The following is an 18919-nucleotide window of genomic DNA, read 5'->3' as shown; positions in this document are numbered from 1 at the left end:
CAGCTCGATTCCGGGGTCAGTCCACGATCCAGCCGCGTTTGCGGACCAGGTCGACGACACAGGCCCGGACCTCCTTGAGCTGGGCGACCGTCAGGCTTCCCGCGTGTTCCAGGAGGGCCTCGGTGAGATCGATGCGGAAGTCCTCCACCGACAGCAACTCGACCTCGCCGTCGATGTCCTGGACGTCCCCGTGCCGCAGCGGCACCTCCGAGAAAGACGGGGCCGCACGGTTGGTCCGGTGGTCATGGTGGTCATGGCCGGCGTGGCGGACGAGACGGATGTCCGAGGCCTTCGGCCCCTTCTCGCCCTGCTCCAGGGAGAACTCGACCTCACTGCCCGCCTGGTACAGGTACTTCTCGTCGATGAGGTCGTTGGCGTGCATGAAGACGTCCTCACCCCCGTCCCTGGGGCGGATGAAGCCGTATCCCCGCACCTCGTCGAACCGCACGACCCGACCCCGTGTCACCACACCGCACCTCCACGCTCACAACGGACCCGGGACGGCCCGGGTCACCTACCCCGTACGAGAACTTACACAGCCACGCCCCTCACCCACGAGCCCTGCCCGTTCCCGGATGCGCCGCGGGGGGAAGACGGCCTGGGTGCCGCCGAGCATCTCCGGCTTCGAGAGGTCCCGACGGGCCGCGGTCGTCGTCTCCCTCAGCGTCCGCAGACGCGACGCCTTCGGACCGTCCGGCTGGGCGCGCTGCACATCGAACCGCGCCGGGCCGGGATCGCCGGGCCCGGTCCGCGCCTGGACGCCCACCGCACCGGCGCCGGCGCGTGGGACCCGGCGGACCTGCGTGCCGCGTTCCCCGGCGACGCCGGCTTCCGCGCACCGGCCCTTGGCCGACGCGGACACTCGCCGCAAGCGCCGCCGGCGCTCCACTCGACCCGTTCGGGCCCTGACGCAGGGCTGCGCGCCGCCGCTCCGTCAGCCCTCGCGCAGCGCCTTGTTGATCACTTCCAGTGCGTTGGTGAGCCGCCTGTAGTCCTCACCGGCCACCGGCGCGACGAAGTACCGCTCGACGACCTCGGCGTGAGCGGCCGCTGCCCGGAGGAACACGGCGTGACCGTGTTCGGTCGGCTGGACCAGGACACTTCTGCGGTCTCCGGGTGCCGGCACGCGGCGCACGAGGCCGGCTTCCTCCATGCGGTCGATCAGCCGGGTGATGCCACTGCTGGTCAGGGTGAGGTCGTCGGCGAGTTCGCGCTGCGAGACCCGCTCGTCCGGCTGCCGGCAGAGCCGGATCAGTACCTCGAACATCGTGTGCCCGATCCCGCACTCGCGCCGCAGGACGGTGTCGATCCGCTGCTCCAGCAGCGTGGCGGCCTTGATCAGCAGCCCGAACTCCTGAACGCGTCGGCTGTTCGCGGCGCGGGCGGCGGCCTCGCCGCCCCGCCGAGTGGCGGCATTCACCAGTCGTCGTCCTCTCACGCCGTCGGCTCCGTGCGGGGCCCGGTCCGGGGCCAGTTTACTGCCGCCTCACCTACCAACGTCTCAACCACTGAGCAGTCAATTGCTGAGTAGTCAACTAAATCGTAAGCTGAGCGCGCCCCGGAGGAGAGAGTCGCGCAAGGGAGAACCCATGGATCTGCAGCACTGGCTGGGCCGGGCCACCGAAGCGGTACAGGAGTGGGCCGACGGCTACGGCCCCTACCGGCCGCACCCGGCACTGCATGTCGACGACACCCGCTTCGCCGCCGCCTTCGAGGAGCTCACCGGACGCCTCACGGACAACTACCCCTTCTTCCATCCCCGGTACGCGGGGCAGATGCTCAAGCCGCCGCATCCCGCGGCCGTGGTCGGTTATCTGACCGCGATGCTGATCAACCCCAACAACCACGCCCTGGACGGCGGTCCCGCCACCGCCGCGATGGAACGCGAGGCGGTCGCACAGCTCGCCGCGATGTTCGGCTATGACACCCACCTCGGCCACCTCACCACCAGCGGCACCATCGCCAACCTGGAAGCCCTGTTCGTCGCCCGGGAACTCCACCCCGGCCGCGGCGTCGCGTACAGCGCCGACGCGCACTACACCCACGGCCGCATGTGCCACGTCCTCGGCATGAAGGGCTACCCGATCCCCACCGACGACCGCGGCCGCATCAGCCTCGACGCACTGGAGGACGTCCTGCGCACCGGCGAGGTCGGAACGGTCGTGCTCACCGCCGGCACCACCGGACTCGGCGCCGTCGACCCGATCCACACCGCCCTCGCCCTGCGCGAACGTCACGGCGTCCGCCTCCATGTCGACGCCGCCTACGGCGGCTTCTTCACCCTGCTGGCCGGGGCCGACGGCCCCGAAGGGCTGCCCGCCGAGCCCTGGCGGGCCATCGCCCACTGCGACTCCGTCGTCATCGACCCGCACAAGCACGGGCTCCAGCCCTACGGCTGCGGCGCCGTCCTCTTCCGCGACCCCGAGGTGGGCCGCTTCTACCTCCACGACTCGCCGTACACCTACTTCACCTCCCCCGACCTCCACCTCGGCGAGATCAGTCTGGAGTGCTCCCGGGCGGGCGCGTCGGCCGCCGCGCTGTGGCTCACCCTCCGGCTGCTGCCGCCGACCCCGGACGGCCTCGGCCACGTGCTGGCGGCCGGTCGACGGGCAGCCCTGCGCTGGGCGGACCTGATCACCGCGTCCGAGGTGCTGGAGCTGTACCAGTGGCCCGAGTTGGACATCGTCGGCTACTTCCCCCTGCTGGAGCCGGCCACCCTGAGCGCGGTCGACGCGGCGTCCGCGTCCGCCCTCGCGGACGGCATGACCGGCGCCGACCCGGTGTTCCTCAGCACCCTCCGAGCCGACCGGGAGGCGTTCACGGCACGCCATCCGAAGATCACCGCGGACGCGGACGGCGCACGCATCCTGCGCAGCGTCCTGATGAAGCCCGAGTCCGAGCACCACGTGGAGGACCTCCACGGCCGGGTCGAGCAACTCGCCCGACCCCACTGACCCAAGGCGACGGGCTGACGCTCCGTCAGACCGCAGCAGTGAACCGCTCCAACAGGAACCTGCCAATGAGGCAAGTCGCTTCCCTGACACGGGAGTTCCACAACTCCCCGTCGGGTTGACACACCGATTGCGGGGCGCCCATCATCGGTGCCACTTCGGCGAGGTGCCTCACCATCCCACGATCCCTTCGGGCCCGGGCCGTCGCGATCAGCGTCTTTGAATCGATTCAGCCCCTTCGCGTTCCCCGCCCCGTTCCGGGAGGTCCCGATGCGCCGCCACCGCCCCCCACTGAACCGGCCCTCCCGCCTCGGACGCCTGCTCGGCCTCGCCTCGACCATGGCCGCCGTACTCGCCGTGGCTCCCGCGCCGTCCGCCGCCGCGGCGGGGACGGTGACCACAACGGCCGTATCCGCGGCGGCAGTCGACCCCCTCAACTACGCGCCGACCTCACGCACGGTCAAGCCGGTCGCCGTCCATCGCACGTCCGGCACGGTGGCGAACCCGCAGAACGTCCTGAGCGGGCAGCCGACGCGGATCTCCGGCTCACAGTCGGCCATCACCCTCGATTTCGGCAAGGAGGTCGGCGGCCTGGCAACGTTGTCCTTCGGCGCCACCAGCGACGGCGGCCAACGCGTCGGCCTGGCCTTCAGCGAGTCGTCGCTGTACGTCGGCACGACCAGCGACCGGAGCAACGGGGGCAGCGGGGACGACGGCGCCCTCCTCGGCGCGGCACCCGCGAACGGCACCTACACCATGCCGACCGCCCAACTGCGCGGCGGATTCCGGTACATGACCGTCTTCCTCGACAGCTCCGGGTGGGTGGACCTCAAGGACGTCACCCTCGCCTTCACCGCGGATCCGGGCAGGACCAACCCGGCCGACTACGCGAACTACTTCCACTCCAGCGACGATCTGCTGAACCGCATCTGGTACGCGGGCGCGTACACCGTGCAGCTGGACACGATCGCCTCCGACCAGGGCCGTGCCTGGCCCCCGCCCGCCTCGGGCTGGGACAACGGCGCGACGGTCGGCGCGGGTGACTCCGTCCTGGTCGACGGGGCCAAGCGGGACCGTGCCGTGTGGCCCGGCGACCTGGGCATCTCCGTGCCCACGCAGTACGCCTATTCGGGCGACCTCACCTCCACCCGCAACGCGCTCACCACGATGTACGACGCGCAGTCCGCGCAGGGCGAGATCCCCTGGTCGGGGCCGCCGATCAGCCTCACCGGCTCGGACACGTACCACACCTGGACGCTGCTGGGCACGGCCACCTACTACACCTACTCGGCGGACCGGGCATGGCTGGACTCCGAGTGGGCGAACTACAAGCGCGGGATGGCCTTCATCACCGGCAAGATCGGCTCCGACGGCCTGCTCGGCGTGACCCGCACCCAGGACTGGGCCCGGGTCGGCCAGGGCGGCGAGAACATCGCCGCCAACGCGCTGCTGTACGCGGCCCTCACCTCCGGCGCCGGCCTGGCCACGGTCGAGGGCGACAGCGCGCTCGCCGCCGGCTGGACCAGCAGGGCGGCCGCGCTCAAGTCGGCGGCGAACTCCCTGCTGTGGGACGCCGCGCAGGGCATGTACAAGGACAACCCCGGCAGCGCCCTGTATCCGCAGGACGGCAACTCGCTCGCCGTCTGGTACGGGTTGACCGACTCCGCGGCCAAGGCCCGCAGCATCGTCACGCAGCTCGGGACCCGCTGGGGCGCCTACGGCCCGACGACCCCCGAGTGGGGCGGCAACGTGTCGCCCTTCGCCGGCGGGATGGAACTCAACGCCCGCTTCACCGCCGGTGACGACTACGGTGCACTGGCCCAGATCCGCCGCACCTGGGGCCACATGCTGGACAGCGACATCGGCACCCGGAGCACCTTCTGGGAGGGCGTGAGGGCCGACGGCGGCCTCGCGTACGGCGGTTCGTACATGAGCCTCGCTCACGGCTGGTCAACGGCGCCCACCTCCACGCTCACCTTCGACGTGCTCGGCACCGCGCCCGAGTCGGCGACCGGCGCCTACCGCTTCGTCCCGCACCCCGGCGACCTGAGCAGTGCCGAGGGCCGCATCACCATGCCCCAGGGCACCGTCGACGCCTCGTGGTCGCGCGATCCTGCCGCCGGCACCTACGCGGCGCGGCTGACCAGTCCGGGCGGGACCACCGGCAGGATCGGCGTCCCGAAGTCCGGCGGCGACGTCTCGGTGTCGGTGAACGGCGCCGTCGTGTGGCGGGGCGGCTCCTTCACCCCCGTCCCCGGCATCGCCGGCGCGAGCCAGGACGACCGCTACGTGTACCTCACCGGCGTCTCCCCCGGCAGCTACAGCGTGACCGCGACCGGGCTCGGTGATCCGCCCGCGCCCGCCACCCCTGGCACGAGCGCCCTGCGCGCGGGCTTCACCCGGTGCGCCGGCGAGGGCGGCACCTGCTCCTTCAGCGGCACCCGGGCGGTGGCGTACGGGGCGGGGACGTACACGTACAAGACGGTGACCGACGGCACCGCGTGCGGCAACGCCTCCTTCGGCGGTGACCCGGCGGTGAATCTCGTCAAGTCCTGCTACGTCGCCGACGCGGGCGGCCCGTCCGGGTACACCGTCTGCGCGAGCGAGGGCGGCACCTGCTCCGTCCCCGGCTACAACCGTGACGTCGTCTACGGCGGGAACGGCAACTTCGCGCACCAGGTCGCGCACGGCTCCGTCGACTGCTCCAACGCCCACTTCGGCGATCCCGTCGACGGCGTCGTCAAGTCCTGCTACCTGCCGCCCGCCGGTGGCCCGCCCGGCTACACCGCCTGTGTCACCGAGGGCGGCACCTGCCCGGCCGTCGCGGGACAGCCGGTCGCCTACGGCGCTTTCGGCGCGTTCACCACCCTCACCGCCTCCGGCGACACCCCCTGCACCAACACCAGGTTCGGCGACCCGATCCCCGGCGAGGCCAAGACCTGCTACACCGCCACCGGCGGTCCGGCCGGCTACGCGACCGCCTGCGCCGACGAGGGCGGCAGCTGCGCCTTCGGCGGGCAGCAGACCGTCGCCTACGGCGCACGCGGCAGTTTCGTCTACAAGTCCTTCACGGGCGGCGTGAGTTGCGCGACGACGGCGTTCGGCACCGATCCGCTGCCCGGCGTCCGCAAGACCTGCTATCTCACTCCCTGAGCTCCCACCCCCACGTCCCTGGAGCCGACATGAACCCGACGGCACGGCACATCCGCAGCATCGGAACCTGTCTGGTGGCCACGCTGGCCCTGCTGACCCCGGTCGGCACGGGTGTCGCAGGCGCCGCCGACACGGCGGTGATCTGCAACAAGTACTGCGACACCCGCGACCCGGCCCTGTCCCCGCAGGACCGGCAGCCCGTCACCGCCACCGTCTACTCCCGTGCCGTCACGCTGCACTTCGACGACACCGACGCGATGGGCTGGGCCTCGGTCGACAACGGCAGCCCGGGCGACGAGGTCTGGCTCGACCGTTCCTTCGACGGCGGCCGCACCTGGAGTTCGGGCAGCAAGCTCGGCGACACCACCGTCCCCTCCGGACAACGGGGCTGGCGCACGCTGATGTACAACGTCGACGACTGGAACGCCCACGGCGTCGGCGCGCTGCGGGCCTGCGGCAAGGCCGGTGACCGGACCGAGATCGCCTGCACGCCGTGGGCCCGTACCACCTGGAACGCCTGGAGCCGGTCCACGGCGGCGGCGACCGCGCTGATGCAGTCGTACGACACCTCCACGGGTCTGTTCGACACCACCGGCTGGTGGAACTCCGCCAACGCCCTGACCGCGATCATCGACAACATCCGCGTCTCGGGGATGCCCAGCTACACATACGCGTTGGCCACCACCTACGACCGTCAACTGGACGCCCAGGGCGGCCAGTTCCGCAACGACTACATCGACGACACAGGCTGGTGGGGGCTGGCCTGGGTCGACGCCTACGACCTGACCGGTGACAGCCGCTATCTGAACACCGCCCGCGCCGACGCCGACCACATGGCCCGGTACTGGGACTCCACGTGCGGGGGCGGGGTGTGGTGGAGCACGGCGCGGACGTACAAGAACGCCATCGCCAACTCCCTCTATCTGGAGCTGAACGCGGCCCTGCACAACCGCATCGGCGGCGACACGGTCTATCTGGGCCGGGCGAACGCGGAGTGGTCCTGGTTCAGGGGCACCGGGATGATCAACGGCTCGCACCTCGTGAACGACGGTATCGACCTGTCCACTTGCGGCAACAACGGGTCCACGGCCTGGTCGTACAACCAGGGCGTGCTCCTGGGGGGACTGACCGAACTGTTCCGGGCCACGGGCGACTCGAGTCTGCTGACGGCCGGACGGCAGATCGGTGACGCCTCGACGACGTCCTCGGCGCTCAACTTGGGCGGAATCCTGCGCGAACCGTGCGAGACGAACGGCTGCGGCGGCGACGGCCCCTCCTTCAAGGGCGCCTTCATCCGCGGCCTGAGCGCCTTCAACGCCCAGCTCTCCGACCGCCCTTACACCTCCTACATCGCCCGCCAGGCCGACTCGGCCCATGCGAGCGACCGCAACGCCCTCGACGCCTACGGACTCCACTGGGCCGGCCCGCTCGACCCGTCGGACGCCGCCCGCCAGCAAAGCGCCCTCGACCTGATGAACGCGGCGTCCTGACAGGGGTCAGGCGATGGACAGCAGCATGTTCGTCGCGGCCAGCGCGAGCAGGGTCCCGACGCCGAAGGACAGTGCCTGGACCACCGTGGTGACCGGCATCCGCAGACGCGCGTGGATGAACGTCGACAGCGCGAGAAGGGCGGGAAGCACCCAGGCCAGGGCGAGTCCCGAGTAGGAGAAGCCAGGATGACGTGGCGCACCTCCACCCGTGCCGTCTCCGGAGTTGCCCATTCCGACCAGGACGATGACGATGGCGAAGCCCGCCAACGCCAGGGCATCGGCAACCCCCAGCACCAGGGCGACCACGAGGTCCGTCAGCCGGGAGGGCCGTTCCGCCATGGCGGCGGTTTCGCCCTCGCCGTGTCTCCGGCGATTGCCGATCTTCTTCCGAATTCCGTCGAATCGGGCCACAGCTCGACTGCATCACGGAAGGCACGATTCCGCCATTGCCGGTACGTAACGAACCGGACTCCGAAAGGGCGAGTATCGGTATCCGTCTGGTATGACCTCATATCCGCGCGCAGGACCGGCCGAAGGGTTCGGCACCGCATCTATACGAGCGGTATGAGGGCGGTATAGTTCAGGCGTCAACTGCCAACGTCGGCAGGTCAGTTTCCCTTCCCTGTCACCGTTGCGAGATCTGCCGCAGCACAGTTCATTTCCGCACAGCGTATTTCCGAACGGGAAACCGCCGCTTTCCGTCCCCCTCAGCACTCCTCACCGAAAGCCCTGTTCTTGGCCATCACCGTGCACGAGGACCGGCCCGCGGGTCGGCATGCCGCCATTCCGTCCGGCAGCCTCTTTCGGCGAATCTATGCTCCGCGCGCGAGTGATGCGCTGGCCTTTTCCATGTCCACGTACGCGATGCCGCTGTTGGTACTGACCATTACCAGTTCGGCGTCACTGACGGGCCTCGCGTTCGCACTGGAATGGACCCCGCGAATCGCCGCGTTCGTCCTCGCCGGGAACGTGGTGGACCGGCGCGGCGCGGCGATCGTGTGCTTCCTGGCATCCCTCGGACGGGCCACGGTGGTGGGGGTCGCGGCGGTCGCCCTGATCGTGCTGCCGCGGGGCTCCGCGGAGACCGCGGTCATCCTGGTGCTGGCGGCCGTGACCGGGACCCTCTCCCAGTTCGGTTTCGTCGCCAACGAGGCCGTGGGCGCGGTCGTCACGCGAAGAGGGGCGGCACGGCCGCACGGCATCCAGGCGGTCCTCGTCGGCATCGACCAGACGGCCACGGTCATCGGCCCGTTGCTCGCCGGTTTCCTGCTGCTGGCCGGACCCGGATGGATGCTCGGATGCCTGAGCGCGGTGTCCTTGTTCGCGGCCGTGCTCGGTCTGCAGACGCCGCCGACGCCGCTGCGCGCCGCGTCCACGAACGGGGCGGGACAGGTCAGCGGACTGCGGAAAGGGATGCGCACTCTGCTGAAGCTGCCCGCCCTGGGCTGGCTCGTGGCCGGACTGACCTGCTCGAACCTCGCCCTCGGTCTGCTGCAGTCCGCCAGCCCGGTGATCGTCGTGGAGACGTTCCACCGCTCCTCGGCCAGCGTCGGCACCATGTGGTCCGCCGCCGCGGTGGCGACCCTGCTGGCGATCACCTGCTGTCGTCTCGTCCTGAGCCGGCTCGACCTGTGGGCGGTGGGCGTGGTGTCCGCGACGCTCGCCTCCGCGGCCTGCCTGGCCGTCCCCCAGGCGCCGTCCTACGCCTCCTACACCATCCTGGTGGCGATCTTCATGGCCGGGGACGGCGGCCTCACGGTCGTGCTGCGTACGGTGCGCTCCGTGATCATCCCGTCCACGGCACTCGGCGCCACGCTCTCGCTGACCATGCTGATCCTGCTGCTGCCCTTCCCCGCGGCCGGTGTTCTCGTCGCGCTCACTCCACCGGCCCACCTCGGCCGCGTCCTCATGGCCTGCGCCGTCGTCCAGGCCGTCGCCCTGATCGTCACCTTCACCCGGCTCCGCAAGGCACCGGCTCTCCGCTTGGTCGCCGACCGACGATGAGGAGCGGTCCCGCTCGTTGCATTTGAAGAAAAGCGAACGCTATGCTCGGGCGCTGCAAGGGAGATCGAGGGGAGACCGGGATGCCCGGAGGCAGGCTCACTCAGCCGGAGCGCCAGCAGATCGCGACGGGGCTGGCCGACGGGCTCGCCTACGCGGAGATCGCCCGGCGTCTCGACCGCCCCACCTCCACGATCACGCGCGAGGTGATGCGCAACGGCGGCCCCACGGCCTACCGCGCCGATCTGGCTCACCGGGCGACCGAACGCCGCGCCCACCGGCGCAGGCAGACGGCCCCCCGGGGACCCCGGACGGCCCAGCGGGACCAGGGACGCGACAGTGAGGCCGTACGCGAGTACGAGGAGACCTTCACCACCCTCCTCATGCAGCAAGGGCTGCCCAGGATGATGTCCCGGGTGCTGACCTGTCTGTACACCACCGACGCGGGCAGCCTCACCGCGTCCGAACTCGTCCAGCGGCTCGACGTCAGCCCCGCCTCCGTCTCCAAGGCGACGGCGTTCCTCGTCAGCCAGGGCCTCATCCGCCGGGAACGCGACGAACGCCGCCGCGACCGTTACCTCGTCGACAACGACGTCTTCTTCACGGGCATGATCGCCGCCGCCCGGTCCAACGCCGACCTCGCCAGGACAGCGCGGCAGGGCGTCGGCCTCCTCGGCCCCGACACACCCGCCGCCGTCCGCCTCGAGAACGTCGCCCGCTTCGTCGACTTCGTCGCCGACAGCATGATGCGCGCCGCGGAACAGGCGCGCGACATCCTCTACGCACAGCCCGAACCGGCCTCGGGCGGGGCCGCCGGGGCCAGGCACTCTCCGGAGAGGACGGCACCCTCTCCCTCGTAAGGGATCGAACACCCTGCCCCGCAGCTCCACCCCTCGCGGCAGGGCCGGTGATCAGCGTTTCAGCAGGCCCAGGATCAGCGTGGTGATGTCCTCAGGCGCCTCCTCCGCCATGAAGTGGCCCGCACGGGTGGTGAAGTGCTGGAGATCCGTGGTCCACGGACGCCAGATCGCCGTGGCGTCGAACCCCAGCTGCCGGCCCCAGTCCTGCTGGATCACCGTCACCGGCATCGTCAGCCGGTTGCCGGCTTCGAGGTCGGCCTGGTCGTGTGCGATGTCGACGGTCGCCGTGGCGCGGTAGTCCGCGACGATCGACGGAACGGCGTTCCGGCAGGCGCGCAGGTACTCGGCACGCACGTCCGCCGGGATCGCGTCGCGGCTCGTGGCCCAGACGTCGAGGAAGTGGCCGAAGAACGCGTCGGCGCTGTCCGCGATCATCCGCTCGGGCAGACCGGGCGGCTGCGCCATCAGGTACAGGTGGAAGGCCACCGCCGCGCCCACCCCGTGCAGGACGTTCCAGGTGTCCAGCGTGGGGACGATGTCCAGCAGGCCCAGGTGGCTGACCCGGTCGGGGTGATCCAGACCGGCCCGGAAGGCGACGTGCGCGCCTCGGTCGTGCCCGACGAGGGCGAACCGCTCGCACCCGAGGGCGTCGGCCAGACGGACGACGTCCGCGGCCATCGTCCGCTTCGCGTACGTGTCCTCGGTGACCGCCTCCGGTTTGCCGCTGGCGCCGTAGCCGCGCAGATCGGGACAGATCACGGTGTGCTGCTCGGCCAGGGCGGGGGCGACGTGCCGCCACATCAGACGCGTCTGGGGAAAGCCGTGCAGCAGGACGATCGCCGGCCCCTGGCCGCCGACCGCCGCGTTCAGCTCGATCCCGTCCGCCCCTGCGAACGACCGGGTCTCGAACCCCGGGATGGTGATGCTCATCGGTGCCGTCTCCTTCTGCCCCGTCCGAAGCCGTGAGCCACCGCGGCTCACCGGTCGGTGCGGGGACGAGGAGAGCCTCGGCGAGGCCGGTCAGCAGTGGGTCAGCGCCCGCCGATGACAATGGAGGCATGAAGATCGTGGTCAGGGTGCTGGGGCCCATCGAGGTCACGGATGCCGAGGGCCGCCCGCTGCCGGTGGGCAGTCGGCGCCGCCGTGAGCTGCTGGGCCGGCTGGTCGCGGCCGGCGGCCGGGCCGTCCCGCTGGCGGTGCTGGCCGACGATCTCTGGGCGGACCCTCCGTCCACCGCGGCCGGGACGATCCGTACCTTCGTGGCCGAGGTGCGCCGAGCCCTCGAGCCGGAGCGTCCCCCGCGAGGCCGTTCGTCCGTCATCGAGACCGTCGGCAGCGGATACGCCCTGCGCGTTCCGCGGACCGACATCGACGCCCACCGGTTCGAGGACACCCTTCGCACGGTGGCCGACGTACCCGACGGCAAGGTCGTCGACGTGCTCGGCGAGGCGCTCTCCTGGTGGCGGGGAGAGCCGTACGGGGACCTCGACTCCTCGCCCTGGCTGACCTCGGAGCGTGCCCGGCTGGCCGAACTGCACAGTCAGGCCGTCGAGTTGCGGGCCCGGGCCGTGCTCGACCTCGGACGAGGCGCCCCGCTCGTCCCGGAGTTGGAGGCGTTCACCGCCGCGCACCCCTGGCGGGAGCCCGCCTGGGGACTGCTGTCCCACGCGCTCTACCAAGCAGGCCGCCAGGTCGACGCGCTGGCGGTGCTGCGTGACGCACGAGCCCGGCTCCTTGAACAGTTCGGGCTCACCTCGGCGGACGGCCTCGACCATCTCGAACGTGACATCCTCCGGCAGGCTCCCCACCTCACGCCCGCGCCGCGGGACGAGGACCGGTGGCGCCTGCTCACCCGCACGGAGGCGACGGGGACCTACACCCGGCTGCGCACGATGAGCACCGTCGCCGGTGCCGCCGCGATCACCGGGGGCACCAACCTGGTCCTGGCCCAGGAGCAGCGCGCCGCGGCCGTCGCGGAGGCGGAACGGACGGGCGATGCCGCTCTCACCGCCCGCGTCATCGCGGCGTACGACGTCCCCACCGTCTGGACGCGCGCCGACGACCCCGTACGCGCCGAGGCGCTGGTCACGACCACCCGCCGCACCCTGCGGCGGCTCGGACCGCAGGCGCCGGCCGCGCTGCGGGCACGGCTGCTGGCCACGATCGGGCTCGAACACCGCGGGAGCCGGGACCGCTGGGCCGCCGAGGCGGCGACGGAGGCCGAGCGTCTCGCCCGGGAGCTGCACGACCCGGGCCTGCTGGTGCTCGCGCTCAACGCCCGTTTCGTGCAGTCCTTCCAGCGTCCCGGGCGCACCGCCGAACGGGACGCCATCGGCGGCGAGCTCATCGACCTCGCCACGCGGCACGACCTGCCGTTGTTCGAGATCCTCGGCCGTCTGATCCGGATGCAGGTCTGCGCGGCCCGCGGTGACGCCGAGACCGCGCACCACCACGTCGTCACCGTGGAACGGCTCGCCGACCGTCACGAGACGCCCCTGGTCCACGTCCTCACCGCCGGGTTCCGGACGATGCTGCTGGCCGCGCGATCGAGCGACCCCGCGGAGGTCGCTCACGCCTATCGCGGCCTCGCCGCCGATCTCGCCGGGGCCGGTATGCCCGGAGTGGAGGCCGGCCTGTTCCCGCTCGCGCTGCTGTCGGTCCGCATCCGCCATCGGCGCCCCGCACCGACCGACCCCGGCCTCGACTGGGGTCCCTACCGACCCTGGGTCCAGCCCCTCCTCGACCTCGCCCGCGGCGACCGTACGGCGGCCCACCGGGCCGCCGCCGCCCTGCCCGCACCTCCTGCCGATCACCTGTACGACTCGCTGTGGGCCGTGAACGCCCATACGGCCACCCTGCTCGGGGACGACTCACTCGCCGCCCGGTCGCGCGTCGCCCTGTCGCCCCTGCGCGGCGAGATCGCGGGCGGCGTGACCGCCATGGTCACGTTCGGGCCCGTGGACGACATCCTGCGGCTCGGCTGAGCCGTCCGTGCGCCGGTCGGACCGCGGCGTGGGCACGGGCTGCCGCGGGCCCGGATCAGTGGTCGTGCGGGCCCGGGCGGTGGACCGGGCCGTGGGCGTCGTCGCAGTGTTCGGGGGCGTCCGCCGTGGGGGCGGTGATCTGCAGCAGGGTTCCGGCTCGGGCCCCCTCGCCGAGGTGGTCGACCTGGAGCGTGGTGTGGGTGATGCCGTGGTCGTGGCGCAGCAGGTCCTCCAGGTCGCGGCGGACGGCGTGACAGTCGCCGCCGGGTTCGACCAGGACGTGCGCGGAGAGCGCGGACTGGCCGGAGGTGATCTGCCAGACGTGCAGGTCGTGCACCTCGACGACGGCACGGTGGCCGACGAGCTGGTCGCCTACGGCGTCCGGGTCCATGCCGGCGGGCGCCGCCTCCAGGAAGATGCGGCCGGACTCGCGCAGCAGCCCGTAGCCGGCCTTCACCATGAGGGCGACCACCACGAGGGTGGCGATGGGGTCGGCGCGGTCGAAGCCGGTCAGGACGACGATCAGGGCGGCGACGGCGGTGCCGACGAAGGCGAACAGGTCGTTGAGGATGTGCTGGTAGGCGCCCTCGACGTTGAGGGAGCTGCGGTTGGCCCGGGAGATGCACCAGGTGGCGACCACGTTCACGGCGATGCCGGCGAGGGCGGTGGCGAGCATCAGGCCACCCTCGACCTCGGGCGGGCTGATCAGCCGCCGTACCGCCTCGTACGCCAGCCAGGCACCCAGCAGGAGCAGGGTCAGGCCGTTGGCCTGGGCGGAGAGGATCTCGGCGCGCTTGAGGCCGTAGGTGTAGCCGCCGCGGGCCGGGCGGGCGGCGAGGCGCATCGCGATCAGCGCGAGGACGATGGAGGCGGCGTCGGTGAGCATGTGCGCCGCGTCCGAGATCAGGGCCAGGGAACCGGCGATGACGCCGACGACGACCTCGACCGCCATGAAGGCCGCGATGAGGGTCAGGGCGATGCCCAGCCAGCGGCGGTCCGCGTCCGCCGACACCCCGTGGGAGTGCCCGCCGTGCCCGTGCCCGCCGGCCTCGTGGTCGTGCCCCGGCCCGTGACCGTGGCCGTGATCGCTCATGTCGTACGCCTTCCCCCTCGCGGCGGGTGTCCTCGCCGCAGTGAAACGCATGGTGGAGTGAATCACCAAAGGCTGCACCGGTGACCGTTGTCATCATCGATAAGATGTCGCTGACCTGGGGGAATGTAGGGCGTTCCGGGTGGCCGGTCAGCGGCCGTGCCGGTGTGCGTGTGCTTCCGCCAGCAGGAGGTAGCTGCTGGCGGTCCAGGTGTAGGCGCGGTCGCGCAGGCCCGTTCCGGTGAGGGCGTCGAAGTTCTCGGCGAAGCCGTGGGTCTCGCACAGGGCGCGGAAGCGGGCGCTGATGTCGTCCGCCAGTCGGTGGTGATCGGCGCGGCGCAGACCGTCCTCGACGAGGACGGTGGCGGGGGCCCAGATCGGGCCGCGCCAGTAGCCGTCGGCGAGGTAGTGCGGTGAGGTGGGCAGTTCGGTGGCCAGGCCGTGGGGTGTCAGATGGGCCTTGACGCGGTCGGCGAGGGCCCTGCCGATCTCGGCGGGCAGGTGCTCGCCGAGCACGACGGGCATCAGGTCGAGCAGGCAGTCGCTGCTCCAGGTGTCTGCGGTGGCTGCCGAGCGGGTGACGAATCTGTCGCCGGTCCAGAGCTGGTCGAGCAGTGCCGTCTGGGTCTCCGCAGCCGTTTCGGTCCACCGGCGCGCCTCACCATCCCTCCCCAACTCGCCTGCCAGAAAGGCGAGTTCACGCATCTGAAGAATCAGGAAGGCGCTGAGGTCGGCGCTCACGACGACCCGCTCGGGGTCGAAGATGGTGGCGTTGTCCCAGCCGCTGTCGTTGCCGTGCTGGTAGTGGGGAAGGCGGGCGCCGGGGGCGCGTCTCGCGGTCAGCCAGAAGTCGGTCCAGCGCCTCAACCTGTCGTATATCTGCGCCAGTTGCTCCCCGCTGGGGGGCGCGGGCAGTCGTCGGCGCAGCTGGGCGAAGGCCCAGCCGTGGATGGGCGGTTTGACGAAGTTGTACAGCACCTCCGAGTGGGTGACCGAGTCGGGCAGGGCGCCGCCGGCGTCCTGGTGGTCGAAGGGCAGGGCGAACTGGTCCAGGGCCAGTTCGGGGCAGCCGGGCGCCAGGGCGAGGGCGTTGAAGCAGTGGTCCCAGCTCCAGACCTTGTCCATCCAGTGCTTGGACATCAGAACGGCGGGCCGGGTGACCAGGCCGGTCGGCCGTACGGTCGCCGACCAGACGACATAGGCGGCGAGTTCGGCGGCCGGAGTCTCGGGCGAACGCCAGGGGGCCACCGCGTCGAGGAAGGCGGCGAACTTGCTCCGCGCGCACTCCACGACCTCGTCGAAGGCCGCCCGGGACCTGTACGGCGGGCGGGCGGTGTCGAGTTCCTCGATCGCGATCTCCCAGGTGCCGTCGGCTCCCCCGGTCACGGTGAGTCCGCGGTCGCCGCCGCCCAGGGCCTGGGATCCCGTCACGCCGGCGAGGCTGCCGGACAGCACGGTGACGCGGTAGCGGCGTCCTGTCTCGTACGACGTGAACACGTGCGCGTCCGCCGCCGGGTCGTGGAAGAAGTACGTTCCGCTGAACGGGGTGAGGCTGTGTGCGGCGGCGAGGACACCGATGCCGGGGCCGCTCCCCCGCAGGCGGACGGTGTCCGGTGACTCGTAGGCGAGGTCGATGTGTCCGCTGTCGGCGCGCCAGGTGAGCAGGCCGGGTGTCGCCTCGACACGGGTGGGGACCCGGCCGGCGGTGGCCGGGGCGACGGGCAGCAGGCGCAGGACGGCGTGCATGCCGTTCTGGTGCGAGACGAGGTGGAGGTCCTCGGCGTACGTCTTCTCCGCCACCACGGGAGAGAGGTCGAACCAGGACCCGTAGGTGCTGAAGGGGATGTCTCGGACGGAGAAGGCCGGGCCGGAGAGGGCGGCGGTCATGAAGGCTGTCTCGTTTCTGGAGCGGGAAGGCACGGTCGCCGACGTGTCAACGCCTCGGCCGTCGTGACGGGTTGTGGGGTGCACGGCCAGGGTGGAGTCGGCGACGATCAGGCCGGGGACGGACTGGAGCGGGCCGAACTGGAGGTGGATGGCGTGGAAGACCGCTTCGACGCATGCCGGCACTCTTCCACCTCAAGGATTGAGGACGCGAACCCATGTCATCCGCTGACAGATCCGCCCCCCGGCCGGCCGCAGGAGGTTCCGCCGAGGACGCCGGACTCGCGGTCACGGGCGCGGCATCGGTGGCGAAGTCGGGGAGAGCCGCGGCAGGGGGTTTCAAGTCGGGGAAGGCGGGTCACTCCTCGTGCTGGCAGCCTTGGCCGGTGGCGCGGCGGGCCTGTCGCGGCGGCGCGTATCGCTGGGTGCACGAGGACGCGGCCGCGGTTCTTCCTGGGAGGCCCGCCGCGCGCACCGGGCAGGGCTGCCGTCGGCGCTCGGCTGTCCCGCACGGGCCGGCTCGCGGCCCGTCCGCCCGGAAAGACCCCGTTCCATGAACGACAGAGACGGTATGCCAGAGGACAAGGACATCTGCCCCCCGTGGGTCCTGCGCGAGTACGCCCTCCTCGCCGACGGCGAGCGCGGGGCGCTGGTGGATCCGCACGGACGGATCGTCTGGCTGTGCGCGCCGCGCTGGCACAGCGACGCGGTCTTCTCCTCCCTCATCGGCGGCAACGGCCACTTCGCGGTCGAGCCCGTGGACCGGTGGCGGGTGTGGGGCGGTTACTACGAGGACGGCACCCTCATCCGGGTCAGCCGCTGGGTGACGGCGGACAGCGTGATCGAGTGCCGTGACGCGCTGGCCATGCCGGCGTCCGTGGACCGGCTGGTGCTGCTGCGCCGGATACGGGTCGAACGCGGCCGGGCGCGCCTGCGGTTGTCCCTCGACCCCCGCCCCGGCTTCGGAACGGACCGGATGCGGGAAGCGCGCCTCCACGGGCGGACGTGGGCGGCCCGGGCGGGCGATCTGCGGCTGCGGCTCCTCGGCGCGCACCGGGCGTCCTGGGACCCCGCGTCCGGACTGCGCGGGGAGTTCCGGCTGGGCGAGGGCGAGGAGCACGACCTCGTCCTGGAACTCGCCACCGCGGATGCCGAGGACGCCCTGGATCCAGGCGAACTGTGGCGCCGTACGGAGGCGGAGTGGCGACGCGCGATCCCGGACTGCTCCACGCTGGTCGCGCCCCGCGACGCCCGCCACGCCTATGCCGTGCTGCGCGGCCTGACCAGTTCGGCGGGCGGCATGGTCGCCGCGGCGACCACGTCGCTGCCGGAGCGGGCGAACACCGGCCGCACCTACGACTACCGCTTCGCCTGGCTGCGCGACCAGTGCTACGCGGGCCTGGCCGTCGCGGCCCACGGGCCCCATCCCCTCTTCGACAACGCCGTACGGTTCACCGCCGAGCGCGTCCTCGCCGACGGCGACGGCGTCCACCCGGCCTACACCGTGGACGGCGGTCCGGTGCCCGAGGAGCGCCGACTGCCGCTTCCCGGCTATCCGGGCGGCGGCGACCGCGTCGGGAACCATGCGGCCACCCAGTTCCAGCTCGACACCTTCGGCGAGGCGCTCCAACTGTTCGCCGCCGCCGCCCGCCTCGACCGGCTCGACCGGGACACCGAGCGCGCGGTGGGGGTGGCGCTGGACGCGGTGCGGGCGCACTGGAAGCGGCCCGACGCCGGCCTGTGGGAACTGGAGGACCGCTGGTGGACCCACTCCCGGCTGAGCGTGGTGTGCGGGCTGCGCCGCATCGCGGAGGTCATGCCCGGGCCGGTCGGCCGCCGCTGCGCCGAGACCGCCGACGTGGTCTACGCCGAGACCCGCCGCCGCTGTCTGCGCCCCGACGGACGCTGGCGCCGGGCGGCGGACGACGACGGCCCCGAAGCGGCCCTGCTGCTCCCCCTGGCCCGCGGCTGCCCGCCCGCCGACGACCCCAGCAACGCGATCACCCGCGCCTTCGTCGAGGAAGGTCTGACGGAGGACGGATACCTGTACCGCTTCGACCACCCCGGCATCCCGCTCGGCGAGGCCGAGGGTGCCTTCCTGCTGTGCGGGTTCACCATGGCGCTGGCGACCCGCCATCTCGGCGACCGGGAAGGCGCGCTGCGCTGGTTCGAACGCACCCGGTCGGCCTGCGGACCGTCCGGGCTGTTCGCGGAGGAATACGACGTACGACAGCGCCAGTTGCGCGGCAACCTGCCCCAGGCCTTCGTCCACGCGCTGCTGCTGGAGTGCGCGGTACGGCTGAAGGACGCCTCCGGCACCGAGCGCTGAGGCAGGACGGCACACCGGGTCGGAGGCCGTCCTCGGCGAGCGGTTACGGCCGCCCCGGACCGCCAGTCGCCAACGGCGCGGCGGCGCGGGTGTGCGCGAGGTCTTCCACGGCCGCCGCGACCTGGCGGGGGCTGGAGATCATGGTGAGGTGGCGGGCCCCGGGGACCAGGGTGGGCG

General features: G+C 71.8%; 14 protein-coding genes. 7 read left to right on the top strand and 7 right to left on the bottom strand.

What is annotated here, in order from left to right; all coding sequences use genetic code 11:
• Positions 1-16: 16 nt before the first annotated feature.
• The 3 genes from GRC12_RS02200 to GRC12_RS02190 all read right to left on the bottom strand — a co-directional run bounded on the left by GRC12_RS02200 (position 17) and on the right by GRC12_RS02190 (position 1420).
• Positions 17-469, bottom strand: a complete 453-nt coding sequence (locus GRC12_RS02200) for a cold-shock protein (RefSeq protein WP_208776902.1) — start codon at positions 467-469, stop codon at positions 17-19.
• Positions 470-514: 45 nt separating this feature from the next.
• On the bottom strand, positions 515-871 hold the full coding sequence (locus tag GRC12_RS02195; RefSeq protein WP_208776901.1) for a hypothetical protein: 357 nt from the start codon (positions 869-871) through the stop codon (positions 515-517).
• Between the two features lie 63 nt (positions 872-934).
• Positions 935-1420, bottom strand: a complete 486-nt coding sequence (locus tag GRC12_RS02190; RefSeq protein WP_208776900.1) for a MarR family winged helix-turn-helix transcriptional regulator — start codon at positions 1418-1420, stop codon at positions 935-937.
• 169 nt (positions 1421-1589) lie between these two features.
• On the opposite strand from GRC12_RS02190, the gene GRC12_RS02185 reads away from it, so the two are divergent.
• From GRC12_RS02185 to GRC12_RS02175, 3 genes are all read left to right on the top strand, one after another.
• The gene (locus tag GRC12_RS02185) at positions 1590-2954 is read left to right on the top strand and encodes a pyridoxal phosphate-dependent decarboxylase family protein (protein ID WP_208776899.1); all 1365 of its coding nucleotides are present in this window, start codon (positions 1590-1592) and stop codon (positions 2952-2954) included.
• 267 nt (positions 2955-3221) lie between these two features.
• Complete coding sequence (locus tag GRC12_RS46300) at positions 3222-6104, top strand: alpha-L-rhamnosidase-related protein (protein WP_280117401.1); 2883 nt, start codon at positions 3222-3224, stop codon at positions 6102-6104.
• 29 nt (positions 6105-6133) lie between these two features.
• A complete protein-coding gene (locus GRC12_RS02175; protein ID WP_208776898.1) occupies positions 6134-7594 on the top strand; it encodes a glycoside hydrolase family 76 protein in 1461 nt (486 codons plus the stop codon).
• Between the two features lie 6 nt (positions 7595-7600).
• Here GRC12_RS02175 and GRC12_RS02170 read toward each other — a convergent pair whose 3' ends face one another.
• Positions 7601-7933, bottom strand: a complete 333-nt coding sequence (locus GRC12_RS02170) for a hypothetical protein (protein ID WP_208776897.1) — start codon at positions 7931-7933, stop codon at positions 7601-7603.
• Between the two features lie 396 nt (positions 7934-8329).
• Between GRC12_RS02170 and GRC12_RS02165 the strand changes: the two genes are divergently transcribed.
• The gene (locus GRC12_RS02165) at positions 8330-9598 is read left to right on the top strand and encodes an MFS transporter (protein WP_208776896.1); all 1269 of its coding nucleotides are present in this window, start codon (positions 8330-8332) and stop codon (positions 9596-9598) included.
• 80 nt (positions 9599-9678) lie between these two features.
• Positions 9679-10455, top strand: coding sequence for a helix-turn-helix domain-containing protein (locus tag GRC12_RS02160; RefSeq protein ID WP_208776895.1), 777 nt, complete (start codon positions 9679-9681; stop codon positions 10453-10455).
• Positions 10456-10506: 51 nt separating this feature from the next.
• On the opposite strand, the gene GRC12_RS02155 is transcribed toward GRC12_RS02160, so the two are convergent.
• Positions 10507-11385, bottom strand: a complete 879-nt coding sequence (locus tag GRC12_RS02155) for an alpha/beta fold hydrolase (protein ID WP_208776894.1) — start codon at positions 11383-11385, stop codon at positions 10507-10509.
• Positions 11386-11513: 128 nt separating this feature from the next.
• Here GRC12_RS02155 and GRC12_RS02150 point away from each other — a divergent pair, with 128 nt between their 5' ends.
• A complete protein-coding gene (locus GRC12_RS02150) occupies positions 11514-13439 on the top strand; it encodes a BTAD domain-containing putative transcriptional regulator (protein WP_208776893.1) in 1926 nt (641 codons plus the stop codon).
• A gap of 55 nt (positions 13440-13494) precedes the next feature.
• Here the strand turns inward: GRC12_RS02150 and GRC12_RS02145 are convergent, their stop codons facing one another.
• Positions 13495-14532, bottom strand: a complete 1038-nt coding sequence (locus GRC12_RS02145) for a cation diffusion facilitator family transporter (RefSeq protein WP_208776892.1) — start codon at positions 14530-14532, stop codon at positions 13495-13497.
• Between the two features lie 147 nt (positions 14533-14679).
• Positions 14680-16416, bottom strand: a complete 1737-nt coding sequence (locus tag GRC12_RS02140; protein WP_208776946.1) for an amylo-alpha-1,6-glucosidase — start codon at positions 16414-16416, stop codon at positions 14680-14682.
• A 568-nt stretch (positions 16417-16984) separates the two neighbouring features.
• On the opposite strand from GRC12_RS02140, the gene GRC12_RS02135 reads away from it, so the two are divergent.
• Positions 16985-18742: a glycoside hydrolase family 15 protein gene (locus tag GRC12_RS02135; RefSeq protein WP_244371914.1), complete on the top strand. Its 1758-nt coding sequence runs from the start codon at positions 16985-16987 to the stop codon at positions 18740-18742.
• Positions 18743-18919 lie beyond the last annotated feature (177 nt).

The sequence above is a fragment of the Streptomyces griseorubiginosus genome, from assembly GCF_017614965.1.
Taxonomy (GTDB): domain Bacteria; phylum Actinomycetota; class Actinomycetes; order Streptomycetales; family Streptomycetaceae; genus Streptomyces; species Streptomyces griseorubiginosus_B.
Note: the sequence above shows the minus strand (reverse complement) of the source record. Positions and strands in the feature narration are given on the sequence as shown.

Coding starts and splice junctions, on each gene's coding strand:
- GRC12_RS02185 (WP_208776899.1), top strand. CDS start 1,590: ATGGATCTGCAGCACTGGCTGGGCCGGGCCACCGAAGCGGTACAGGAG.
- GRC12_RS46300 (WP_280117401.1), top strand. CDS start 3,222: ATGCGCCGCCACCGCCCCCCACTGAACCGGCCCTCCCGCCTCGGACGC.
- GRC12_RS02175 (WP_208776898.1), top strand. CDS start 6,134: ATGAACCCGACGGCACGGCACATCCGCAGCATCGGAACCTGTCTGGTG.
- GRC12_RS02140 (WP_208776946.1), bottom strand. CDS start 16,416: ATGACCGCCGCCCTCTCCGGCCCGGCCTTCTCCGTCCGAGACATCCCC.
- GRC12_RS02135 (WP_244371914.1), top strand. CDS start 16,985: ATGCCAGAGGACAAGGACATCTGCCCCCCGTGGGTCCTGCGCGAGTAC.
- GRC12_RS02145 (WP_208776892.1), bottom strand. CDS start 14,532: ATGAGCGATCACGGCCACGGTCACGGGCCGGGGCACGACCACGAGGCC.
- GRC12_RS02155 (WP_208776894.1), bottom strand. CDS start 11,385: ATGAGCATCACCATCCCGGGGTTCGAGACCCGGTCGTTCGCAGGGGCG.
- GRC12_RS02160 (WP_208776895.1), top strand. CDS start 9,679: ATGCCCGGAGGCAGGCTCACTCAGCCGGAGCGCCAGCAGATCGCGACG.
- GRC12_RS02170 (WP_208776897.1), bottom strand. CDS start 7,933: ATGGCGGAACGGCCCTCCCGGCTGACGGACCTCGTGGTCGCCCTGGTG.
- GRC12_RS02150 (WP_208776893.1), top strand. CDS start 11,514: ATGAAGATCGTGGTCAGGGTGCTGGGGCCCATCGAGGTCACGGATGCC.